At 66.7% G+C, this 20,078-nt stretch carries 17 protein-coding genes; 9 read left to right on the top strand and 8 right to left on the bottom strand.

From position 1 onward, the window contains the following. Positions 1 to 15 precede the first annotated feature (15 nt). Genes VF167_18560 through VF167_18550 form a run of 3 tightly spaced genes read right to left on the bottom strand, consistent with a single transcriptional unit; the run spans position 16 to position 2,554 of the window. Entirely contained in the window at positions 16 to 1,350 is a 1,335-nt protein-coding gene (locus tag VF167_18560) for a thymidine phosphorylase (protein ID HEX6927435.1), read from the bottom strand. After that, positions 1,347 to 1,799 (bottom strand): cytidine deaminase, encoded by a 453-nt coding sequence (locus VF167_18555; protein HEX6927434.1) that lies wholly within the window; start codon positions 1,797 to 1,799, stop codon positions 1,347 to 1,349. The genes VF167_18560 and VF167_18555 overlap by 4 nt, the downstream gene beginning before the upstream one ends. A 38-nt stretch (positions 1,800 to 1,837) precedes the next feature. After that, on the bottom strand, positions 1,838 to 2,554 hold the full coding sequence (locus tag VF167_18550) for a hypothetical protein (GenBank protein HEX6927433.1): 717 nt from the start codon (positions 2,552 to 2,554) through the stop codon (positions 1,838 to 1,840). 276 nt (positions 2,555 to 2,830) lie between these two features. On the opposite strand from VF167_18550, the gene VF167_18545 reads away from it, so the two are divergent. The 8 genes from VF167_18545 (at position 2,831) to VF167_18510 (ending at position 13,572) form a co-directional block, all read left to right on the top strand. Next, entirely contained in the window at positions 2,831 to 3,550 is a 720-nt protein-coding gene (locus VF167_18545; GenBank protein ID HEX6927432.1) for an energy transducer TonB, read from the top strand. Positions 3,551 to 3,821: 271 nt separating this feature from the next. Beyond that, complete coding sequence (locus tag VF167_18540) at positions 3,822 to 5,483, top strand: hybrid sensor histidine kinase/response regulator (protein ID HEX6927431.1); 1,662 nt, start codon at positions 3,822 to 3,824, stop codon at positions 5,481 to 5,483. 207 nt (positions 5,484 to 5,690) lie between these two features. Then, the gene (locus VF167_18535; protein HEX6927430.1) at positions 5,691 to 6,350 is read left to right on the top strand and encodes a DedA family protein; all 660 of its coding nucleotides are present in this window, start codon (positions 5,691 to 5,693) and stop codon (positions 6,348 to 6,350) included. Continuing rightward, on the top strand, positions 6,350 to 7,918 hold the full coding sequence (locus VF167_18530; protein HEX6927429.1) for an amino acid permease: 1,569 nt from the start codon (positions 6,350 to 6,352) through the stop codon (positions 7,916 to 7,918). Before VF167_18535 ends, VF167_18530 begins: the two co-directional genes overlap by 1 nt. Beyond that, complete coding sequence (locus VF167_18525; GenBank protein HEX6927428.1) at positions 7,918 to 9,276, top strand: amino acid permease; 1,359 nt, start codon at positions 7,918 to 7,920, stop codon at positions 9,274 to 9,276. The genes VF167_18530 and VF167_18525 overlap by 1 nt, the downstream gene beginning before the upstream one ends. A gap of 190 nt (positions 9,277 to 9,466) precedes the next feature. After that, positions 9,467 to 11,890, top strand: coding sequence for a sodium-translocating pyrophosphatase (locus tag VF167_18520; protein ID HEX6927427.1), 2,424 nt, complete (start codon positions 9,467 to 9,469; stop codon positions 11,888 to 11,890). Positions 11,891 to 11,921: 31 nt separating this feature from the next. Further along, the gene (locus VF167_18515) at positions 11,922 to 12,311 is read left to right on the top strand and encodes a TonB family protein (protein ID HEX6927426.1); all 390 of its coding nucleotides are present in this window, start codon (positions 11,922 to 11,924) and stop codon (positions 12,309 to 12,311) included. Positions 12,312 to 12,327: 16 nt separating this feature from the next. Beyond that, the gene (locus VF167_18510; GenBank protein ID HEX6927425.1) at positions 12,328 to 13,572 is read left to right on the top strand and encodes a DUF445 domain-containing protein; all 1,245 of its coding nucleotides are present in this window, start codon (positions 12,328 to 12,330) and stop codon (positions 13,570 to 13,572) included. 106 nt (positions 13,573 to 13,678) lie between these two features. On the opposite strand, the gene VF167_18505 is transcribed toward VF167_18510, so the two are convergent. Continuing rightward, positions 13,679 to 14,677 carry a TerC family protein gene (locus VF167_18505; protein HEX6927424.1) on the bottom strand — a complete coding sequence of 333 codons (999 nt, stop codon included), beginning with the start codon at positions 14,675 to 14,677 and terminating at the stop codon, positions 13,679 to 13,681. A 279-nt stretch (positions 14,678 to 14,956) separates the two neighbouring features. Here VF167_18505 and VF167_18500 point away from each other — a divergent pair, with 279 nt between their 5' ends. Next, positions 14,957 to 16,303, top strand: a complete 1,347-nt coding sequence (locus VF167_18500) for a GAF domain-containing sensor histidine kinase (protein ID HEX6927423.1) — start codon at positions 14,957 to 14,959, stop codon at positions 16,301 to 16,303. Positions 16,304 to 16,312: 9 nt separating this feature from the next. Here the strand turns inward: VF167_18500 and VF167_18495 are convergent, their stop codons facing one another. The 4 genes from VF167_18495 to VF167_18480 form a co-directional block, all read right to left on the bottom strand. Then, on the bottom strand, positions 16,313 to 16,702 hold the full coding sequence (locus VF167_18495) for a hypothetical protein (protein ID HEX6927422.1): 390 nt from the start codon (positions 16,700 to 16,702) through the stop codon (positions 16,313 to 16,315). A 153-nt stretch (positions 16,703 to 16,855) separates the two neighbouring features. Then, a complete protein-coding gene (locus VF167_18490; protein ID HEX6927421.1) occupies positions 16,856 to 17,665 on the bottom strand; it encodes a TVP38/TMEM64 family protein in 810 nt (269 codons plus the stop codon). After that, the gene (metX, locus tag VF167_18485; protein HEX6927420.1) at positions 17,658 to 18,653 is read right to left on the bottom strand and encodes a homoserine O-acetyltransferase; all 996 of its coding nucleotides are present in this window, start codon (positions 18,651 to 18,653) and stop codon (positions 17,658 to 17,660) included. Before metX ends, VF167_18490 begins: the two co-directional genes overlap by 8 nt. Before the next feature lie 78 nt (positions 18,654 to 18,731). After that, complete coding sequence (locus VF167_18480; protein ID HEX6927419.1) at positions 18,732 to 20,054, bottom strand: O-acetylhomoserine aminocarboxypropyltransferase/cysteine synthase family protein; 1,323 nt, start codon at positions 20,052 to 20,054, stop codon at positions 18,732 to 18,734. Positions 20,055 to 20,078: the final 24 nt, after the last annotated feature.

Genomic DNA, 20,078 nt, shown 5'->3' with positions numbered 1-20,078 from the left:
GCCTCTCCTGCGCGATCAGGAATCGTCGATCCACTCGAGCTCGGGCTCCGGCGGGCACGCATCCTCCCGATCGACGAGGCTGAACGCACTCGCCAGCCGCGAGAGGACCGCGTGAACATCTGCCTCGGAGCGGGCGTGCACCTCCGCGAGCGGCTCTCCCGCCTCGACTCGCTCGCCGACGCTCCGCAGCACCACCACTCCCACCGCGGGATCGATTGCGGCTCCCTTTACCTCCCTGCCACCACCCAGCCTCAGCACCGCCTCTGCGACGGCGCCCGCATCTACACCGGCGACCCATCCCGCCCTCGGCGCGGTCGCCATTGTCACGATGGGCGCCGAAGGAAGGAGATCCGGATCGTCTACGACGGAGGGATCGCCTCCCTGCGCCTCGACCAGCTCCCGCAAGCGCTGAAGCGCCTCGCCCGAATCCCGGATGCGGCGCAGCCTGACCGCGGCCTCTTCCGGGTCGCTCACCCCGGACATCGTCATGAGCTGCGCCCCGAGCTGCAGCGCGAGCTCCCACAGATCTGCGGGTCCCTCCCCACGCAGCGTCTCGATGGCTTCCTCCACCTCCAGGGCGTTACCGACGGCGCGGCCCAACGGTCGGTGCATCGGGCTGATCACCGCCCGGACCCGACGCCCCGCCTCTGTCCCGATCCGCACCATCGTCCGCGCCAGCTCCCGGGCCTCGTCGATGGTTCCCATGAAAGCCCCGGCTCCGTACTTCACGTCGAGGACGATGGCGCCCGCGCCAGCCGCGAGCTTCTTGGACATTACGCTGCTGGCAATCAGGGGCACGGAGTCCACGGTCGCGGTCACGTCGCGGAGCGCGTACAGCACCCCGTCGGCAGGAACCAGGTCGGGGCTCTGGCTGACCAGTGCGCACCCGATGCGCTCGACCTGACGCCTCAGCTCATCCGGCGCCAGCTCCACCCGGAAGCCCGGGATCGCCTCCAGCTTGTCGATCGTCCCGCCGGTGAGACCGAGGCCGCGTCCCGACATCTTCACGAAGGCAAGGCCGGCGGCCGCCACGAGGGGCACCAGCACCAGCGAGGTCTTGTCTCCGACGCCGCCAGTGCTGTGCTTGTCCACCACCGGCCGGTCGATCCCGGTCCAGTCCAACGTGCGTCCCGTGGCTACCATCGCCCGCGTGAGCTCGAGCGTCTCGGTCGCGTCCAGCCCGCGAAACCAGACCGCCATGAGCCAGGCAGCGAGCTGGTAGTCCGGGATGGAGCCGGCAACGGCCCCATTGCAGATAGTGGCCAGCTCGTCCGCGCTCAGACGGAGCCCCGCCTTCTTTCGCTCGATGATCGCGCGCATGCGCGGCGCGTGGCTGCTCTCGCCAGTCATGGCTGCACCGATCGACGCCGCACGTCCGACCGCTCGAACGCAGAGGGAAGCAACGCCCGCAGCGGGGTGATCACCGGCCCTGACGTGCCCTCGGTGATGACCAGCATCTCGGGGTCCGCCTCGTGGAGGATCTGCCGGCAGGCGCCGCAAGGGGGGCAGGCCCTGCCGTCCTCCGGGCCGACCACGGCGATGGCGGTGAAGCCTCTCGTCCCGGCCGCGACGGCACTTACCACGGCCGCGCGCTCGGCGCAGGTGGAGAGGCCGTAGGAGGCATTCTCGACGTTGACCCCCGTGAAGATGCGCCCGTCTCTCGAAAGCAGGGCGGCGCCGACCGGGAAGTCGCTGTAAGGGGCATACGCATGGGCCCGCGCGGCCCGCGCCTGCTCGAGCAGTCTGCGGGCAAGGTGCGGGTCCAGCGAATCGCCGGGGCCCTGCCTGTCGGTTGTCACTGTGGAGGCTCCGGTGAGTGGCGGAGAACCCGTCGTTCTCAGCCTTCCAGGTTGCGATGAAAGCGATCCGCCACCTCGCGCAGGACCCGCTCGACGGCGTCTTTCGGGGTGGGGAAGAAGAGGGCGTCGGAGAGGCCGTTGAGCGCCGAACGGATGCGGGTGAACTCGTCCGCCGCGCGCACCAGCACGTCGCCGACGCCGTAGCGCAGAGCGAGATCCATCCCCGCGGCGCTACGGAAGCTGGCCGCTCCAAGCTCGTCGTAGTAGCTGAGCGGCGGGGCGCCACGGCGCTGCACCCGATGGGTGATGTAATCCGGGAAGATTCCGGCCAGCCACAGGGCGAGGTTCCCCAGGTGCGTGCGCAGCTTGAACTCGCGCTCGCCCCGCGCTCGCTCGATCTCCGCCAGAATGTCCACGAGGTAGAGGCTCATCGGCATCGCCTCATCGTCATCCTTGTGAATGCCGCGGCCTACCCGGCCGAATTCCAGCAGCACCGCCGCGGTGTAATCCGCCAGCCGGCGATCGTGGATCTCCCGCTCGAGCAGGGCGTGCCGCACCAGCAGGTAGAAGACGAGCGGAGCGGAGGTCGTGTCGATCCCCTGCCGACGGAGCAGCGCACGTACGAGCGCCGGATCATCGAGCAGGGAGTCGATCCCCTCCTCGTTCAGCCGTCGCTCGCCGTCCGGACCGGCCAGAGACAGCAGGATCTCAGCTTCCCGCCGCCCGAAGGTCGCTCTCACATTCGGCAGAATCATGCGATTGCTCCCGCGTTGGCTGTGACTCCTCTGCGATTGTACCGGCGAGGTGGGACAGAGTTTCGTTTCGCGCAGTCACGCACGCATGCGTCCAACTGTTCGACACACACGGGGGGTCGCTCCTCCATGGGGCACATCCCCTGCTACAGCCCCGCCTCCGTAAAGCCTTGTCGCGCCGCGCATTGGGGGCGCAAACGAGGTGCGCGGCCGATCGTGACCCCATCCAGCCATTGCCGGGTGCTCCCCGCCCTTCGATGGCAGACGAGGCTCTCGGCCATGGCAGGGAAACCGACTCACCGGGGAACGATGGTCCGCGCGCGGGCCACGGCGAACGACCGCCTCAAGGGCCGCTGGGGCTCGCTTGTCTGGGTAGCCACCGTCCTCGGCGCCGGGGTGCACGGGGCGGCTCTGCTCGCCGGTCCCGAAATGCGGGTGGAGTTCCAGGCACCTCCGACTGGCCCCTCCTCTGGCGAGCTTCTGCAGCTCATCCGCATCGGCGCGCTGGTGGATGGCGGTGGCATTGCGTCGGTTCCCAACATCCCGGTGCCGGCGCTGCCGACCGTCGATCTGCGGGACCTCGACATCAAGTTGGACGCGCCGATCGAAGTGCCGGATTTCTCCACCTTCGAGGACCTCGAAGTCGAAGTCACCCCCCCTATCCGCACCGAGCAGGACGAGTGGCTCGACTACAAGGCCTTTGCGCCCTACATCGTGCGCCCGGAGATCCGCAATCGCGAAGAGCTCAAGCGTTTCCTGGAAACCCAGTACCAGCGAATCTTCGAGTACAGCGGCGCGACGGGCGTGGTGCAGGTCGCTTTCTGGATCGACGAGTCCGGCATGGTTGAAAAGGCCGAGATCCTGAAATCCAGCGGCGTCCGGTCACTCGACCGGCTGGCGCTGAGGCTGTCTCGCGTGCTTCGTTTCCGACCGGCCATGATGGCCGGGCGACCGGTGCGAATCCTCGTGCACGTCCCGATCACTTTCCGCGCGGCCTGATAGCGCCCTCTTCGGTACTCTTCAGTAGATGTAGCCGAACTCCGCCATCCGTTACGCACGCCTGGCGCGGTCGCCTGTCGCTGTGCCCTCCCGGGACAGCGTGACTCGCGGAGCTACACCGACAGCCAGATCCAAGTCCCTCCGACTGTCCCTCCAGACCTTTGGGGCGCCCTCCCACTCCTCATTGCTAACGGAACCCGCTCAGTGTGCCGATACTGACCCCACGGGTCTGTCGCATTCACCGTAAGCCTACTTCCCGGAACCATCGGACGTGTCCGCGCTCGAACAGTACTCGATCGCCCCGCGTCGCGCGCGCCACCTCGCGCGGGACGGACATCACGCGGAGTCGCGCGCTCACTCCGATGCAGAGCCGTATTCGCTTCAGGTACGCCTGGCCGAGCGCCTGTTCCCCGGGATTATCGTTCTGGAAGAACCGGGAGCGGCCCGCCCCCAGGTTTGGCCCCGGGGTGTGGAGGGACGACGGGTCCCGATCGAGCGGCTCGCCCAACTGTTGCTCGAGCACTCGCCCGACGAGGAGGAGCGATGGCTGGATTCGGTCCAGAAGCTGACTGCGTCTTCGCTCCTTCCGGCGGTCCGCGAGGCCGGCCCGCTCGCCTTCGCCTGTCTTCCTCTCCCCGGTGCATCCGGAGGTCGTTTTGCGGCGCTACGGGAGGAAGGACCGTGGGATGAGGAAGAGCGCGCCCTTATGCGAGACCTTGCCCTGGTGTTCTCGCGTGAGGTCGACCGGCTCCATTGTCAGCTTCAGACGGCGGGGTCGGCCCCGACGCAGGACGCTGCCGAGGCAACCCCGAGCCGTGGAGGCGATCGCCTCGCGTCGATCGCTCCTCTCCTGCGCAGCCTCTGCCACGAGCTGAACAACCCGCTCACCTCCATCAAGAGCTTCGCGGAGCTCCTGCTCCTGGATCCCCGTTCGGACGAGGATCGCGAGGCGCTCGAGATCGTGCAGCGCGAGGCGCATCGCGCTGCACGGATCGTCGGAGACCTGCGAATGGTCGCGCGGCAGAGCTCCGAGGCCGCGATGGCCAAGGAGCTGGTGAACCTCAACGAGGTGGTACGGCAGGTTCTGGATGGCCGCAGGCAGGAGCTGCGAGTCGAGCGCATCGCCCTGCGCGAGGAGCTCGCGCGGCAACTCCCGCCGGTGCACGCCGTCCGGTCGCACCTGGAGCACGTTGCGTCGCACCTGCTCACCCACGCAGTGAAATCGCTAGAGGGGTGGGAGGGCCGCCGCGAGATCATCCTGACCACCTCCGCCAGCGCAACCGCGGTCCGCTTCTCCGTACGGGATTCCGGCAGAGGGATAGTTCCGGAGCATTTCGGATCTGTCGGCGATTTCGACGTCCCTCAGGCCGCGGGTGACACCTTCAACCTCAGCCTCGGTCTGATCGAGAGCATCGTGGCCCACCACGGGGGCCGAATGGAAGCGAGCGGAAGGGTGGGTCTGGGATCCATCGTGACGATCGAGCTCCCCATCCAGGAGGAGGACGTCGCGGGTGTGCTGGCGGCCGACGAGCCTGTGGCCAGCCACGGCCTTCGTGTGCTCGTAGTCGACGACGAGGCGCCGATTCGCTTCTCGCTGGCACGCTACCTCGAGCGTCGCGGGCACCGCGTCGATCAGGCGACGGACGGCGCGGCCGCTCTACGACTGATGAACGGGTGCGCGTTCGAGGACAGCTACGACATCGTGATTGCCGATCTACGGATGCCGGGCTTCGACGGCGAGCAGCTGATCCGCTGTCTGCGTGACCGCGGCGGGCGGCTGGAGGAGAGAATCATCCTGATGACCGGCGAGCCGCACGGCTCCAGGGTCCCCGAAGAGATCGAACGTGCGGGCATCCCGGTGTTGCTCAAACCCTTCGAGCTGGCCGAAGTGGCGCAAGTGATCGAGGCCCAGGCCCGACTCGCGCAGGAATAGACGGTCGCTTCAACCCGACGGATCGGTTCCGCGACGAGGCCGCCCGCATTGCCGCCGGCGGCCTCGTCGTGTTGATGGTAGAAGCGCCTATCTGATGCAATGGCTGGCGTTTCCCAGTGGTCCGCGAGTATACTCAGCGGCAACTCGCCCCGCGCCTGCGGGGCTCGACCCCAACCCCGCACCTGCGGGAAACGAGGCCGAAGACCCGTGGAATTCCTGCAGACCCTCATCGACTTCGTCCTGCACGTCGACGAACATCTCACAACCATCGTGAGCCAGTACGGGGGGTGGACCTACGCCATCCTCTTCCTGATCATCTTCTGCGAGACGGGGTTGGTGGTCACCCCTTTTTTGCCGGGTGACTCGCTCATCTTCGCGGCGGGCGCAATCACCGCGCAGGGGGCTCTCGCCATCGCACCGCTCTACCTGCTGCTCCTCGGGGCCGCCATCAGCGGCGACCAGCTCAATTACTGGATCGGTTCGAAGGTCGGCGTGCACGCCTTCGACGGGCGCTTCCGCTTTCTGAAGCAGGAGCACCTCGAGCGGACGCAGCACTTCTTCAGGCGTTATGGTGGCAAGACGATCGTGATCGCCCGCTTCATCCCGATCGTGCGCACGTACGCTCCTTTCGTGGCCGGCGCGGGCGGAATGGAGTACTCCCGGTTCGTGTTCTTCAACGTGGCCGGTGCACTCCTCTGGATCACGCTCTTCCTCTTCGGTGGCTTCTTCTTCGGAAACATCCCCGTGGTCCAGGAAAACTTCGGGCTGGTGGTGATCGCGATCATCGTGGTCTCGGTCGTACCGCCCATCATCGAGTATGTCAACCAGCGCCGAATGAAGGCCCGGGCGAGCGCGGGGCAGGCCTGATGGTAGCGCAGTCGGTTTTCGCGCGACTCTTCCGGCGCAAGCAGATCACTGCGGAGGTCGAGGCGAGCGGCGTCGTGCCCTCCGACCTGCGGCGTAGCCTGGGGGTCTGGCAGCTCACCGCGCTGGGTGTGGGCGCGATCGTCGGCGCCGGTATCTTCTCCGGAGCAGGGACCGCGGTAGCGGGTGGGCCGCACCACCCCGGGGCCGGACCGGCGCTGGTGGTCTCCTACCTTCTGGTCGCCATCGCCTGCGGCTTCGCGGCTCTCTGCTACGCTGAGTTCGCCTCACTGATCCCGCAGGCCGGCAGCGCGTACACCTACGCCTACGCCACGCTGGGCGAGCTGGTGGCGTGGATCATCGGCTGGGACCTGATCATCGAGTACGCGGTGGGGAACATCGCGGTCGCCGTGTCCTGGGCCGCCTATTTTCAGACCCTGCTGCGGGGCTTCGGCCTCGGCTTCCCCGAATGGCTCGCCACCGATCCCCGCACCGCCTTCCAGGCCTATCAGGCGGTGCAGGCCGATCCATCCATCACTGCGGCCTCTACCCTGGAGGCGGCGAGCGCGTGGACCAACGCCCCGGAGCTGCTGGGCATCCCCATCATCTTCAACCTCCCCGCGGTCCTCATCGTGGCCCTGATCACCTGGGTCCTCGTGGTCGGAATTCGCGAGAGCGCCTGGGCGAACACGGCGATGGTGGCGCTCAAGCTGGGCATCCTGGTGTTCTTCGTGGCCATCGGGGCTTTCTGGGTAAGGCCGGAGAACTGGGTGCCCTTCGCACCCAACGGTTGGCAGGGAATCACCGCCGGTGCCGCGCTGATCTTCTTCGCCTACATCGGCTTCGACGCGGTCTCCACGGCCGCCGAGGAGGCGACTAACCCGCAGCGCGATATGCCGCGCGCGATGATGTGGTCGCTCGGGATCACCTCCGCGATCTACGTCGTGGTCACCCTCGTGATGACCGGCCTGGTGCCGTGGACGCAGCACGGCACCGCCGATCCGCTGGCGCAGGCGTTCACCGAGCGCGGGTACCACTGGGCCGCCGGGGTGATCTCCTTCGGTGCGGTAGTGGCGATGGCCTCGGTGCTTCTCGTGTTCCAGCTCGGACAGCCGCGCATCTTCTACTCGATGGCCCGCGACGGGCTGCTCCCGCCCTGGGCGGCGAGGGTGCATCCCCGCTTCCGCACGCCGATGGTGACCACGGTGCTCACGGGGGTGTTCGTGGCGTTCTTTGCCGCCTTCGCCAACATCAACGAGGTGATCGAGCTGACCAACATCGGGACGCTCTTCGCCTTCGTGCTGGTGGCGCTCGGAGTGATGGTGCTGCGCATCCGTGAGCCGGACCGACATCGGCCGTTCCGCACTCCGGCTGTGTGGCTGGTGGCCCCCGCAGCCATCGTCTCGTGCGGCTTCCTGATGGTTCAGCTCCCGCGCATCACCTGGGAGCGCTTCATCGTCTGGCTGCTGGCGGGACTGGTCATCTACGTGTTCTACGGCTACCGCCGCAGCCGTCTGGGGCGGGGTGAAGAACCCGCTCCGGCGGATATAGGGGTGGGACCGGGGCACTGATGCAGGAGGATCGCCTTCCGCGGCGCCTGGGCGTCTGGAGCGCGGCGGCCGTACTGGTGGGATCCACCATCGGGAGCGGGATCTTCCGGGTTCCGAGCGTGGTGGCGGAGGACGTGGGCACGGTGGGGGCGATCGCGCTGCTCTGGGTGATCGGGGGCCTGGTCGCTCTGGTCGGGGCGTTGACCATCGCGGAGCTGGCGGTGATGTTCCCGCGCTCCGGGGGCATCTACGTCTTCCTGCGGGAAGCGTACGGGCCGCTGCCGGCCTTCCTTTTCGGCTGGACCGAGTTGGTGGTGATCCGTCCCTCCGCCCTCGGGGCGATCGCCATGCTCTTCGCGGAGTACGTCGAGGAGTTCGTGCCCATGAGCGGGACCGGGGTGCGAATCGTGGCCGCGGCGGCGATCCTGGCGCTGGCGACCGCCAACATCCGCTCGGTGGACTGGGGCTCGATGGTGCAGAACCTCTCCACCGTGGCGAAGGTGGGGGCACTGGTGGGGCTCGCGGGCCTTGCGTTCCTGCTGGGAGATCCCTCGCTCGGCGCGTTTAGCGGCCCCACCGAGCTCAGCCCACGCACGTGGGGCGGCTTCGGGGTGGCGCTGATCGCCGTGCTGTGGGCCTACGACGGGTGGGCCGACCTCACCTTCATGGGTGGAGAAGTGCGGGATCCGTCGCGGACGCTGCCACGAGCCCTCCTCGGTGGAACGCTGGCGATCATCGTCATCTACCTTGTGGTGAACGCCGCCTACCTGTTCGTGCTCTCGGTAGATGACATGTCGGGGCGACCTCTGGTTGCGGCGGACGCCGCACGGCGGATTTTCGGGGAAGCCGGTGCGGCCGTGGTCGCGGCGATGGTGATGCTGTCCGCGTTCGGGGCCCTCAACGGGGCTACCATGACCGGGCCCCGGATCTTCTTCGCCATGGCGGACGACGGGCTGTTCTTCCGTCCGATCGCCCGGGTTCATCGGACCTATCGAACCCCCTGGGCCGCCATCGCCCTCGCGGCCGCGCTGGGGATCGGCTATGTCTCAGTACGCACCTTCGAGCAGCTCGCCGATGCCTTCATCCTCGGCATCTGGCCCTTCTACGCCCTGGCGGTCGGGGCGGTGTTCCTCCTGCGGCGCAGCCGACCCGACCTGCCGCGTCCGTACCGGGTGGTGGGCTATCCCTGGGTGCCGCTGATCTTCCTGGTCGCTTCGCTGGCCATGCTGCTCAACGCAGTGGTGGAGCAGCCGCGGTCCACGCTGGCCGGCTTCGGCTTGATCCTGCTGGGAGTTCCGGTGTTCTATGTCTGGCAGCGGTTCCGCCGAGTCCCGATCGCGGGGGCTGAGCGGTTAGAAGGTCCTCTCGACCCGAATTGAGGTGGCTCTTGAGCCTCTTCGTCCGCAAGTCTACTTCACCTACAGCCGCCACCACAGTCTGATGCAGCGTTCCCCGGTCGGGCAGGCGGCCCCGGCAGCATCCTCTGGCGACTAGAGATGCGCATCGGATAAATCCACCAGGCACGGTCCAGGGTGGACCGTGCCAATCCTCTCACCAGGCGGGTCACCTATGGCGCTATCGACGCTCGCGGCCGCGCTCATCCTCCAGGCATCCCCCTCCCCAGGGGGAGAGGCCTCCCTCGTCCTCCCCGATCTCGCAAGCCAGAGCTTCCTCGGCCTGACCGGCCGACAGCTGCTCATGGCCGGCATCCTGGTCTGCGTGGGCGGACTGCTCTTCGGCCTCTACATCTACGCGCGACTATCGCGGCTGCCCGTCCATCGCTCGATGAAGGAGGTCTCGGAGCTCATCTACGCGACCTGCAAGACCTACCTCTACACGCAGGCCCGCTTCATCCTCCTGCTGGAGCTCTTCATCGGCGCCATCATGGTGGTCTACTTCGGGGTGCTGCGGGATTTCCCGCTCTCCCGGGTGCTGGTGATCCTGCTCTTCAGCCTGATCGGCATCGCCGGGAGCGCGGGGGTGGCCTGGTTCGGGATCCGCGTGAACACCTTCGCGAACTCCCGCAGCGCCTTCGCCAGCCTTCGCGGCCGACCGTTCCCGACCTACGCGATCCCCCTTCAGGCGGGAATGAGCATTGGTACCATGCTGATCAGCGTGGAGCTGCTGATCATGCTCGCGATCCTGCTCTTCGTTCCGGCGGACTACGCGGGACCGTGCTTCATCGGGTTCGCGATCGGAGAATCGCTTGGTGCCGCGGCCCTGCGCATCGCGGGCGGGATCTTCACCAAGATCGCTGACATCGGCAGCGACCTGATGAAGATCGTCTTCAACATCAAGGAGGACGATGCCCGCAACCCGGGGGTGATCGCAGACTGCACCGGCGACAACGCCGGCGACTCGGTGGGCCCGAGCGCCGATGGATTCGAGACCTACGGCGTTACCGGCGTCGCCCTCATCACCTTCATCCTGCTGGCGGTGCCGGATCCCGCCGTCCAGGTGCAGCTGCTGGTGTGGATCTTCGCGCTCCGCGTGATGATGGTCGTGACCAGCGTGCTCTCCTACGCGGTCAACGGAGCGATGGCTCGCGCCCGGTACGGCACCGCCGACACGATGGATTTCGAGGCACCGCTCACCAGCCTCGTCTGGCTCACCTCGCTGATCTCCATCCTGAGCACGTACGTAGTCTCCTATCTGCTGATTCCCGAGATGGGAGACGGCTCGATCTGGTGGAAGCTGGCGACCATCATCAGCTGCGGTACCCTTGCCGGGGCAGTCATTCCCGAGGTCGTGAAGATCTTCACCTCGACGAGCGCGGCTCACGTGCGGGAGATCGTGACCGCCTCCCGCGAAGGGGGAGCTTCGCTGAACATCCTTTCCGGGATGACGGCTGGAAACTTCAGCGCATTCTGGCTCGGCATCACCATCGCCGCGCTGATGACCATCGCGTACCTGGTGAGCACCGTGGGGCTCGCGGAGCTGATGGTGGCCGCGCCGGTGTTCGCCTTCGGGCTGGTCGCCTTCGGCTTCCTGGGAATGGGGCCGGTTACGATCGCGGTGGACTCGTACGGCCCGGTCACCGACAATGCGCAGTCCATCTACGAGCTCTCGATGATCGAGGCGCTCCCGGGAGTCGAAGAGGAGCTCCAGCGTGAGCACGGCTTCCGGCCCGACTTTGCCCGTGCGAAGCATTTCCTGGAGGAGAACGACGGGGCGGGGAACACCTTCAAGGCGACGGCGAAGCCGGTCCTGATCGGGACTGCGGTGGTCGGCGCCACCACGATGATCTTTTCGATCATTGTCCTCCTCACCGGTGGCCTGACCGAGAACCTGGAGAGGCTGTCGGTGCTGTATCCCCCCTTCCTGCTAGGTCTGATCTGCGGCGGCGCGGTGATCTACTGGTTCACCGGCGCGTCCACCCAGGCGGTGAGCACAGGCGCCTACCGAGCGGTGGAGTTCATCCGGCGCACCATCGATCTGACCGCCACAGACCGCGCCTCCCTGGAGGATTCGAAGCGGGTCGTGGGGATCTGTACGACCTATGCGCAGAAGGGGATGTTCAACATCTTCCTGGCGGTCTTCTTCACCACGCTCGCGTTCGCCTGTCTGGAACCCTTCTTCTTTGTCGGGTATCTGATATCGATCGCGGTGTTCGGCCTGTACCAGGCGATCTTCATGGCGAACGCCGGCGGAGCGTGGGACAACGCAAAGAAGCTCGTGGAGGTGAACCTGCAGGAGAAGGGTACCGAACTACACGCGGCGACCGTGGTGGGCGATACCGTGGGTGACCCCTTCAAGGACACCTCGTCCGTCGCGATGAACCCCATCATCAAGTTCACCACCCTCTTCGGCCTGCTGGCCGTGGAGTTGGCCGTAGAGCTCACGCGGGGCCTGAGCGCTACGCTGGCTGCCCTGTTCTTCGTGGCGGGGCTCTACTTCATCTGGCGCTCCTTCTACGGAATGCGGATTCGGACGGCCGATGTGGAGGCTCCGGTGGCACCGGTCCAGCCTCCAGCGCCGGCGCTTCCCACGTGAGCGAGGCCGGAGCCTCCTGCGAGTAGACGACATGGGGCTGCCCGCCCTGGGAGGGCTGGGGTCGGGTCGAGGTCCGGGTTCTGGCGGGGGGAGTGGCGGTGGTTCGGGTGGCGGAATCGGCTCCGGTGTGGGACCGGGCACGGGTGGCGGTAGGGGGACGGGCGGGATCCGGCCCCCGGTTCCGCGGGCAGTCTTCCTGCCTCCTCCCGCGCCCCCCTCTCTCCGGGGGAAGACGGTGACGCTGCAGCTCACCGTGGATCGTGAGGGCCGCGTCCGCTCCTTGGATGTGGCCACGCCCACGGACGCGGGCTCGTTCGAGTCGCAGTTGCGTCGCACCGCGATGGACTGGCGCTTCGAGCCCGCTCGGGATCCCTCGGGCAACGCCGTGACCGCCGTGACCGAGATCTCGTTCAGCTTCTGACACGGCGGAATCACGCATGCAGCTGCCGGAGGAAACACAGAAACAGATTCAACTCAACCGGATGCGGCGGATCGCGACAGGCCTCCTGTGCGCCGCCGCACTCGTCTTCCTCGTCTCCCGCTTCTTCGAGGACCGCTTTCTCTGGGTTGGTTTCATCCGGGCGACCGCCGAGGCCGCCATGGTCGGCGCAATCGCCGACTGGTTCGCGGTGACGGCGCTGTTCCGCTATCCGCTCGGCATTCGCATCCCGCATACGGCGATCGTACCCACCCGCAAGGACCGCATTGGCGGCAGCCTGGGGCGCTTCGTGGAGCGGAACTTCCTCTCCACGGAAGTCCTCGAGGCCCGGGTCCGCTCGATGCGCGTCGGGGAGAAGTTATCGGAGTGGCTGCAGCAGCCGGAGAACGCCCACCGCGTGGCCAGTCACGCCACCAGCGCCCTGGGGGTGATGATCCAGGCGCTTCCCGACAGCGAGGTAGAGGCGCTGATCGAGAAGCAGGTGGGCAACCGGCTCTCGGCCACCGAGGCAACGCCGCTGGTGGCGGATGCCCTGGCGATGCTGCTCAGCGGGCCGCGCCGACAGGAGTTGCTCGACGGCACCCTGGCTCTGCTCGAGCGCCTGCTGGAGGACAACAAGGACCACCTGCGCGAGCGGATCGAGCGTGAAATCCCATGGTGGGTACCCGCCCCCATCGACGAGAAAATCTATCGCAAAGTCCTCAACGGCACCGAAAACGCCATCCACGAGGTGCGGCTCGATCACGAACATCCAATCCGGCAGCGATTCAGCGAGCTGGTCGACGTCACCGTCGAAAAGCTGAAGACCTCACCGGAGCTGATCGCCCGCGGCGAGAGCCTCAAGGACGAGCTGCTGCGCAGCGCCGCGATGGACAGCTTCTCGCGGCGGCTGTGGGGGGACCTCAAGAAGGCACTACTACCCCCCGAGCCGGGTCGGGACTCCGACCTCACACCGCCGATCGAGCGGGCCATCATCCGCTTCGGTGAGACACTGCAGGAGGATGCGGAGCTGATGTCGAAGGTCAACGGATGGGCGGAACGGGCGGTTATCTCGGCCGCGGAGGAATACCGCCACGAGGTGGGCCACCTGATCGCCAACACGGTCGCGCAATGGGATCCGGATGACACCTCGCGCAAGATCGAGCTTCAGGTGGGAAGGGACCTGCAGTTCATCCGCATCAACGGTACGCTGGTCGGCGGGCTGGTCGGGCTGATCCTGCACACGATCTCGCAGCTTCTCTGAGCTACGGAACAAGAGAACCACAGGGGTGCAGAGGGTTACACGGAGGGTACAGACGAGCCCCTGCCCTCCGTGTAACCCTCCGCGACCTCTGCGTTTCTTTGGTGGTTCAGCCCCCTCCTGCGCTGGCCTCGTCGGGGATGGGTGGCGGCGGAGGGTTGTCGCCGGGCAGCTCCGGCCCCTTCTCACGGCTGGGAATCAGAAGCGACAGCACGACCGAGGAGGTCAGCACGCCGGCCACGACTGCCAGCGAGATCAGGATGGGGATGTGGAGGTCGAAGTACGTCAGCAGCATCTTCACCCCCACGAACATCAATACGATCGCCAGACCGAACTTCAGGAGGTGGAACTTCTCGATGACCCCCGCCAGCAGGAAGTACATAGAGCGCAACCCCAGAATGGCGAACACGTTCGAGGTGTAGATGAGGAACGCGTCCTGGGTAACCGCGAAGATGGCGGGAATCGAATCGACCGCGAAGATCAGGTCGGTGGTCTCCACCAACACCAGCACGACCAGCAGGGGAGTCGCCGCCCGCCGGAGGACCTCTCCCCGGTGGATGTGCGTGAAGAACTTCTGCCCATCGTACGACCGGCTGATCGGCATGAACCGCCGCATCAGCTTCAGAAACGGATTAGCTTCGGGCTCGATCGCTTCCTCGTCCTGCGTGAGCATGCGCATGCCCGTGAAGACCAGGAACGCGCCGAAGACGTAGATGATCCAGTGAAACTGCTGGATGAGCAGTGCCCCCGCTCCGATCATCGCCCCGCGCATGACCAGCGCCCCGAAAATCCCCCAGAACAGCACCCGGTGCTGGTACTGCCGCGGCACCTGGAAATAGGAGAAAATCAGGATGAAGACGAAGATGTTATCGACGGAGAGGGCCAGCTCGATCAGATAGCCGGTGAGGAACTCGAGCCCGCGGTGAGTCCCCTCGAAGTAGAAGATGCCGAAGTTGAAAATCGCCGCCGCGGTCACGACCGCGGCTGTCCAGCGAGCCGCCTCCCTGACTCCGATGACGTGGGCCTTTCGGTTGAGTACGCCCAGGTCCACCGCGAGCATGCCGAGGACGAAGATGTTGAAGACGATCCAGAGCCAGGTATGCGACATGTCTGCTTGTTGTGACCTTCCGCTGCGGGCGCCCGGATGCGTGCATCGGTTCTTCCGGGGCTGAAGTCCTGAAACGGGACACCCGTGAATCGAACTTCCACGGGAAGCCGCCGCAAGCGAACGAGCTCACCTTCTACCACGTTGACGGAAAGCCCCGCGCGAGACATCTTTCACGCGGGTACCGTCCCTAAGTCACTCCCGCCGCCGCGGCTCGCCATTACTGTGGCGGTACCGCGTGGCGAGCTCCGATCCTGTCCCCTCCGCACTCCTCCGACCGAGATGTCGAATCACCGCGACCTCGCCGCGGAGGCCGTCCATCCGCCTTCTATCGGAGCTGCTGGCTCTCTCATAGAGCCGTCGGCTCCTGCGGGCGTTGTTGCTTCCCTCCCGCAGCCGACAGATCGGGAGCAGTTCCTCTCCCGCGTGAGCGAGGTTCTCGGCTCCTCCCTGGACTATCGGGAGACCATCCAGAGCGTGGCGCGCCTCTGCACCGGCTTTCTGGCGGAGTACTGCGTCGTCCATGTCGAGGATGCCGGCGAGATTCGCGCCCTGGGAATCGCCCACAGCGACATTCGCCGGGAGCCCAGTCTTCTGGAGATTCTCCGCCTCCTGCCGATTGGCCCCTCGAGCCGCAACCCGGTGGTCGAGGTCCTGCGCACCGGCCAGCCACGTCTGATGGCGCATGTGGGAGATGACGATCTCGCCAGTCTCACCGGGGCCAGCCCTCACGGCGTGCGCCTGCGGGAGCTTGGCCTCACCTCCGTGCTGATCGTGCCGCTCATCGCCCGCGGAAAGACCCTCGGCACCATCAGCCTCGCACGCAGCGGCGACGCTCCGCCCTACACCGAGGAAGACCTCGCCACGGTGGAGGAGCTTGCTCGTCGCGCCGCGCTCCCGGTGGACAACGCTCGCCTGTACCGCGAGGCTCGCAGGGAGGCGCTGGCACGCGACCGGACCCTGGGCGTGGTTTCGCATGACCTGAGAAACGCGCTCCACTCGGCCATGATGCACTCGGATCTGCTGCTCGGTCTGGGGCCGGATGAGCTGGCAGGGGAGCAGGCTCGCAAGCAGATCATCGGCATCCGTCGTTCGCTGGAGCACATGCAACGGCTGGTGCAGGACCTCCTGGACGCGGAGAACATCGAAAAGGGCAGGCTCTCCCTGCACCTGGCTCCGCTCGACATGACCGCCCTCGCCTTCGAGATCCACGAGATGTTCGCCCCGCTGGCACAGGAGCGGGGGATTCGCTGGTCCGTCGATCTTCCCGAGCTCGAGGTGCCGCCCCTGGCCGACCATATCCGTATCGTCCAGGTGCTCTCGAACCTGGTGACCAACTCACTGGATTTCACTCAGCGGGGTGGGCGGATTGCCGTCACCGCCGTGGAGGACGTTGGAGTGGTGAGGTTCTGTGTGCAGGACGATGGCGAGGGAATTCCGGCAGAGGACCTTCCACACGTGTTCGATCGCCACTGGCGCGGAGCGTCGAGTGAGCGGCGCTCCGCCGGCTCAGGGCTGGGCCTGACCATCGTGCGCGGGCTGGTGCAGGCTCATGGAGGCGAGTGCTGGGTGCACAGCGTCGCCGGCGCCGGGAGCACCTTCTACTTCACCCTTCCGCTGCCGATCTGACCGCTTGCCTCAGTTCTCCTCGCGCTGAAAGGTGATCGGCGCGCCGCTGTATCCTCCCCCGAAGAGCAGCCCCTCCAGGACTGTCGCATTCTCCTGTCGTTCGAAGGTGCCTTCGAAGTTGATGTCCTCCTGGTCGTCGAAATCGAGGAGCAGGGAAGCGCGCTGGCCCGCGTTCGCGCCGAACACCCGGTATGCCGTGGCCTGGCCTCCGGTGATGCGGTAGCCCGCCCCCTCCACTGCCCGCGCTGTCTCCACGACCGTCATGCTGAAGTCCGCCCCGGCGAAGCCGACGCTCGTCCAGGTACCCGAAATCGAGAAGGTCTGGGGTCCTGTCGAGTCGCTGCAGCCGCCGACCACCAGCGACGTCAGCAGCAGAAGAATCGTAACGGTGCTCCGCATCACGATTGTTCGAAGAGTGTTCAGATCGACGGCGCCCCTCGGGTGTCGGATCACCGGGCGCATGGCGCGAGCCTGATGGCAGGATTCAGTCCACATCAGGACAAGCCCGCAGGTGCACGGCGGTAAGCGCACCGGCTCACCCAACGTACCGGTTCAACCCGGTCCGGTCGCCGCCTCCGCGGCCGCGGTCTCTTCGCGCAGGGCACGCTGCGTCGTCCTGGTCAGCAGGACGACGGCGATGGCGGTCAGGGCCAGGCCCGCGGCGAGGGAGACGTAGTGCGCGGTCTCCCGCAGCTCCGCCCGCCCCGTGCCGACCGCGATCAACTCCCCCGCGACCATCCCGGGATACACGTACAGCGCGGTGCCCGGGAGCATCGAAATCGATCCCAACAGGTAGTCGCGCAAGCGCACGTGGCTGAGGCCGAGAACATAGTTGAGGAGCGAGAAGGGGAGAACCGGGGAGAGGCGGATCAGCAGCACCACCCGGAGGCCGCGGCGGCAGATAGCGCGGTCGACGCGCTGGAAGCGAGGCTCTGCGAGCATCCTGCGGGCGAGCCGATCCCGGAGGAGGTAGCGCGAGACGAGGAAAGCCGCAGCGGCGCCCAGCACCGACGCGACGAAGGAGTACACTGTCCCCCAGACGAACCCGAAGAGCGCGCCGGAGGCTACGGTGAGGAACGAATTGGGGACGAGTGCGACGGTGAGGCCGATGTAGAGGAGGATGAAGGTGATCGGAGCGGCTGCCCCCAGGCTGGCGAACCAGCGGGTGAGCGGGGATAGGAATTCGTGTTCGGCGAGTGTCAGCAGGAGTCCGGCGACCAGGAGCGCGGCGATCGCCAGCAGCCAGCGCTTCCAGGGAGGGACGGCTCTTCGTGGCGGGTCGCGGGGCGCCTCCCGTCCGCCATCGGCGCGAAGCGCTCGCCTCTGGAAGCGGCGGCCGAGCCACAGCCCCAGGTCAGGCACCGGTCGCCAGACGGGCCGAAGGGGTCGCTTCCTCGAGGGCGTCTGCCAGGATCGCTGCCACCTGGTCCACCTCGATGAGGAAGGCGTCGTGTCCGTGAATCGAGTCGATTTGCCGGTACTCCGCGCCGACGGGATCGGTCCAGGCTCGTACGTCCTCATCCGAGTAGAGGATGTCTCCGGGGATGCCGACCCCGATCAACCTGCCGCGAACCGCGCGCAGGGCTTCGACGAAGCCGCCGCGTCCGCGCCCCACGTCGTGCGCGTCCATGGCGTCCATCAGCATCAGGTAGCTCTCCGGGTCGAAGCGCTTCACGAGCTTCTCCCCCTGGTGGTTGAGATACGACTCGACCTGGAAGCCGTTCGGCCCGCGTTCCCGACCGAACCGCTCCTGGAACTCCACCGCCGTTCGGTAGGTCATCATCCCGACCATCCGGGCCACGGCCAGCCCCTGCTCGCTTCCGAGGGCGATTGCCTGCCGCTGGATGTGATTCCAGCCGATCGCCGCGGCGGTGTGCGCCGCCGGAGCGGCGAAGATCACTGAGGTCCGGGTGAGCTCGGGATAGGAAGCGGCAAACTCGAGCCCCACCATCCCTCCCAGCGACCCCCCCGCCGTGAGCGCCACGGAGCGAATGCCCAACTCCTCGACGAGCGCGTGGATCAGCCGCGCCTGGTCGCGCGGGGTGATCAGGGGTCGGCGTCCCGGCTCGGGCCGACGGAAGGTCGTACCGTAGCAGGAGCCGAGAAGATTCGTGCACAGCACGGCATACCGGTGGGTGTCGATCGCCCGGCCGGGCCCGAACACGTCGCTCCACCAGTCACCCACGGCATCGGCCGAGCCCGTGAGGGCATGGAAGACGATGACGAGGTTGTCGCGCGACGCGTTGATCTCGCCGTCCAGGTGGTATGCCTGCACGACCTCCGTGAGCACCTCGCCCGATTCCAGGCGGAACTCGGGCAGATGGTGGGTCCGGAGTGTTCTCCCGCTCATCCTACGGCCTCCGATCTTCTGAAGAGAATTCGATGGACGACGCGGTGACTCACCGCGCCGTCCATCTCCGGCGCCCGCTCAGAGGGGCACGGCGGTCCGCAGCGCCCGATCGAGGTCGTCGATCAGATCCTCCACGTCCTCGATTCCGATGGACAGCCGGATGAGGTCGGCGGTGACCCCTGCCGCCTCACGCTCCTCCAGTGAGAGCTGCTCGTGCGTGGTGGTCCACGGGTGGATCACCAGGCTCTTGGTGTCACCCACGTTGGCGAGCAGCGAAAAGAGCTTCAACTCCTTGATCACCGTGCGAGCCTCCTCCTCGCCGCCCTTCACCCCGAAGGTCAGCGTGCCGCCGAACCCGCCGCTCAGGTACCGCTTGGCCTGCGCGTGGTTCGGGTGCGATTCGAGACCCGGATAGGTCACCCAACTCACCGCCGGGTGCGACTCGAGGAAGCGGGCGACCTTCAGCGCGTTCTCGCTGTGCCGCTCCATCCTCAGGTGCAGTGTCTCGAGGCCCTGCAGGAAGAGGAACGAGTTGAAGGGGGACAGCGCTGGCCCGATGTCACGCAGCAGCAGAACGCGCAGTCGAATGGCGAAGGCGATGTTGGCGCCCCCCATGTCGCCGAACGTCTCCGCGAACTTCAGCCCGTGATATGCGGCTTCCGGCTCCACGTAGAACTCGCGGAAGCGCTCGCTCGCGGCCCAGTCGAAGGTGCCGCCGTCGATCACGATGCCGCCGATCGAGGTCCCGTGGCCACCGATCCACTTGGTGGCGGCGTGGAGCACGATGTCAGCGCCGTGTTCGATCGGGCGGCAGAGAATCGGGGTGGCGAAGGTGTTGTCGACGACGAGCGGCACCCCGGCCTCGTGCGCCACGTCGGCTAGAGCGCGAAGGTCCGGCACGTCGAGACGGGGGTTGCCGATCGTCTCGACGAACACCGCGCGTGTGTTCTCGTCGATCGCTCGACGCACGGCTTCCGGATCGTTGTCCACGAAGTGAGTGTTGATGCCCATCCGCGGGAGCGTATGGCGGAACAGCGCGAACGTGCCGCCGTAGAGCGACGACACCGAGACGATGTTCTGCCCGGCCCGCGCCAGGTTGAGAACGGTCAGAGTCTCGGCCGACTGGCCGCTCGCGAAAGCCACCGCCGCCACGCCGCCTTCGAGGTTGGCCATACGCCGCTCGAAGACGTCCGTGGTGGGGTTCATGATGCGCGTGTAGATGTTCCCGAACTCACGCAGGCCAAACAGGTTGGCGGCATGGTCGGGATCATCGAAGACGTACGATGTCGTCGCATAGATGGGAACCGCGCGCGCCTTGGTGGCGGGATCGGCGGTCTCCTGAGCTGCCTGTACCGCGCGCGTCCCCAGCCCCAACTGGCGGCCTTCTGATCCGTTGCTCATCCCGGCAACTCCTGGATTCTAGGT

It is taken from the genome of Longimicrobiaceae bacterium (assembly GCA_036375715.1).
In the GTDB taxonomy this organism is placed as follows: Bacteria; Gemmatimonadota; Gemmatimonadetes; order Longimicrobiales; family Longimicrobiaceae; genus DASVBS01.
This window is presented reverse-complemented; position numbering and strand designations above follow the sequence as displayed.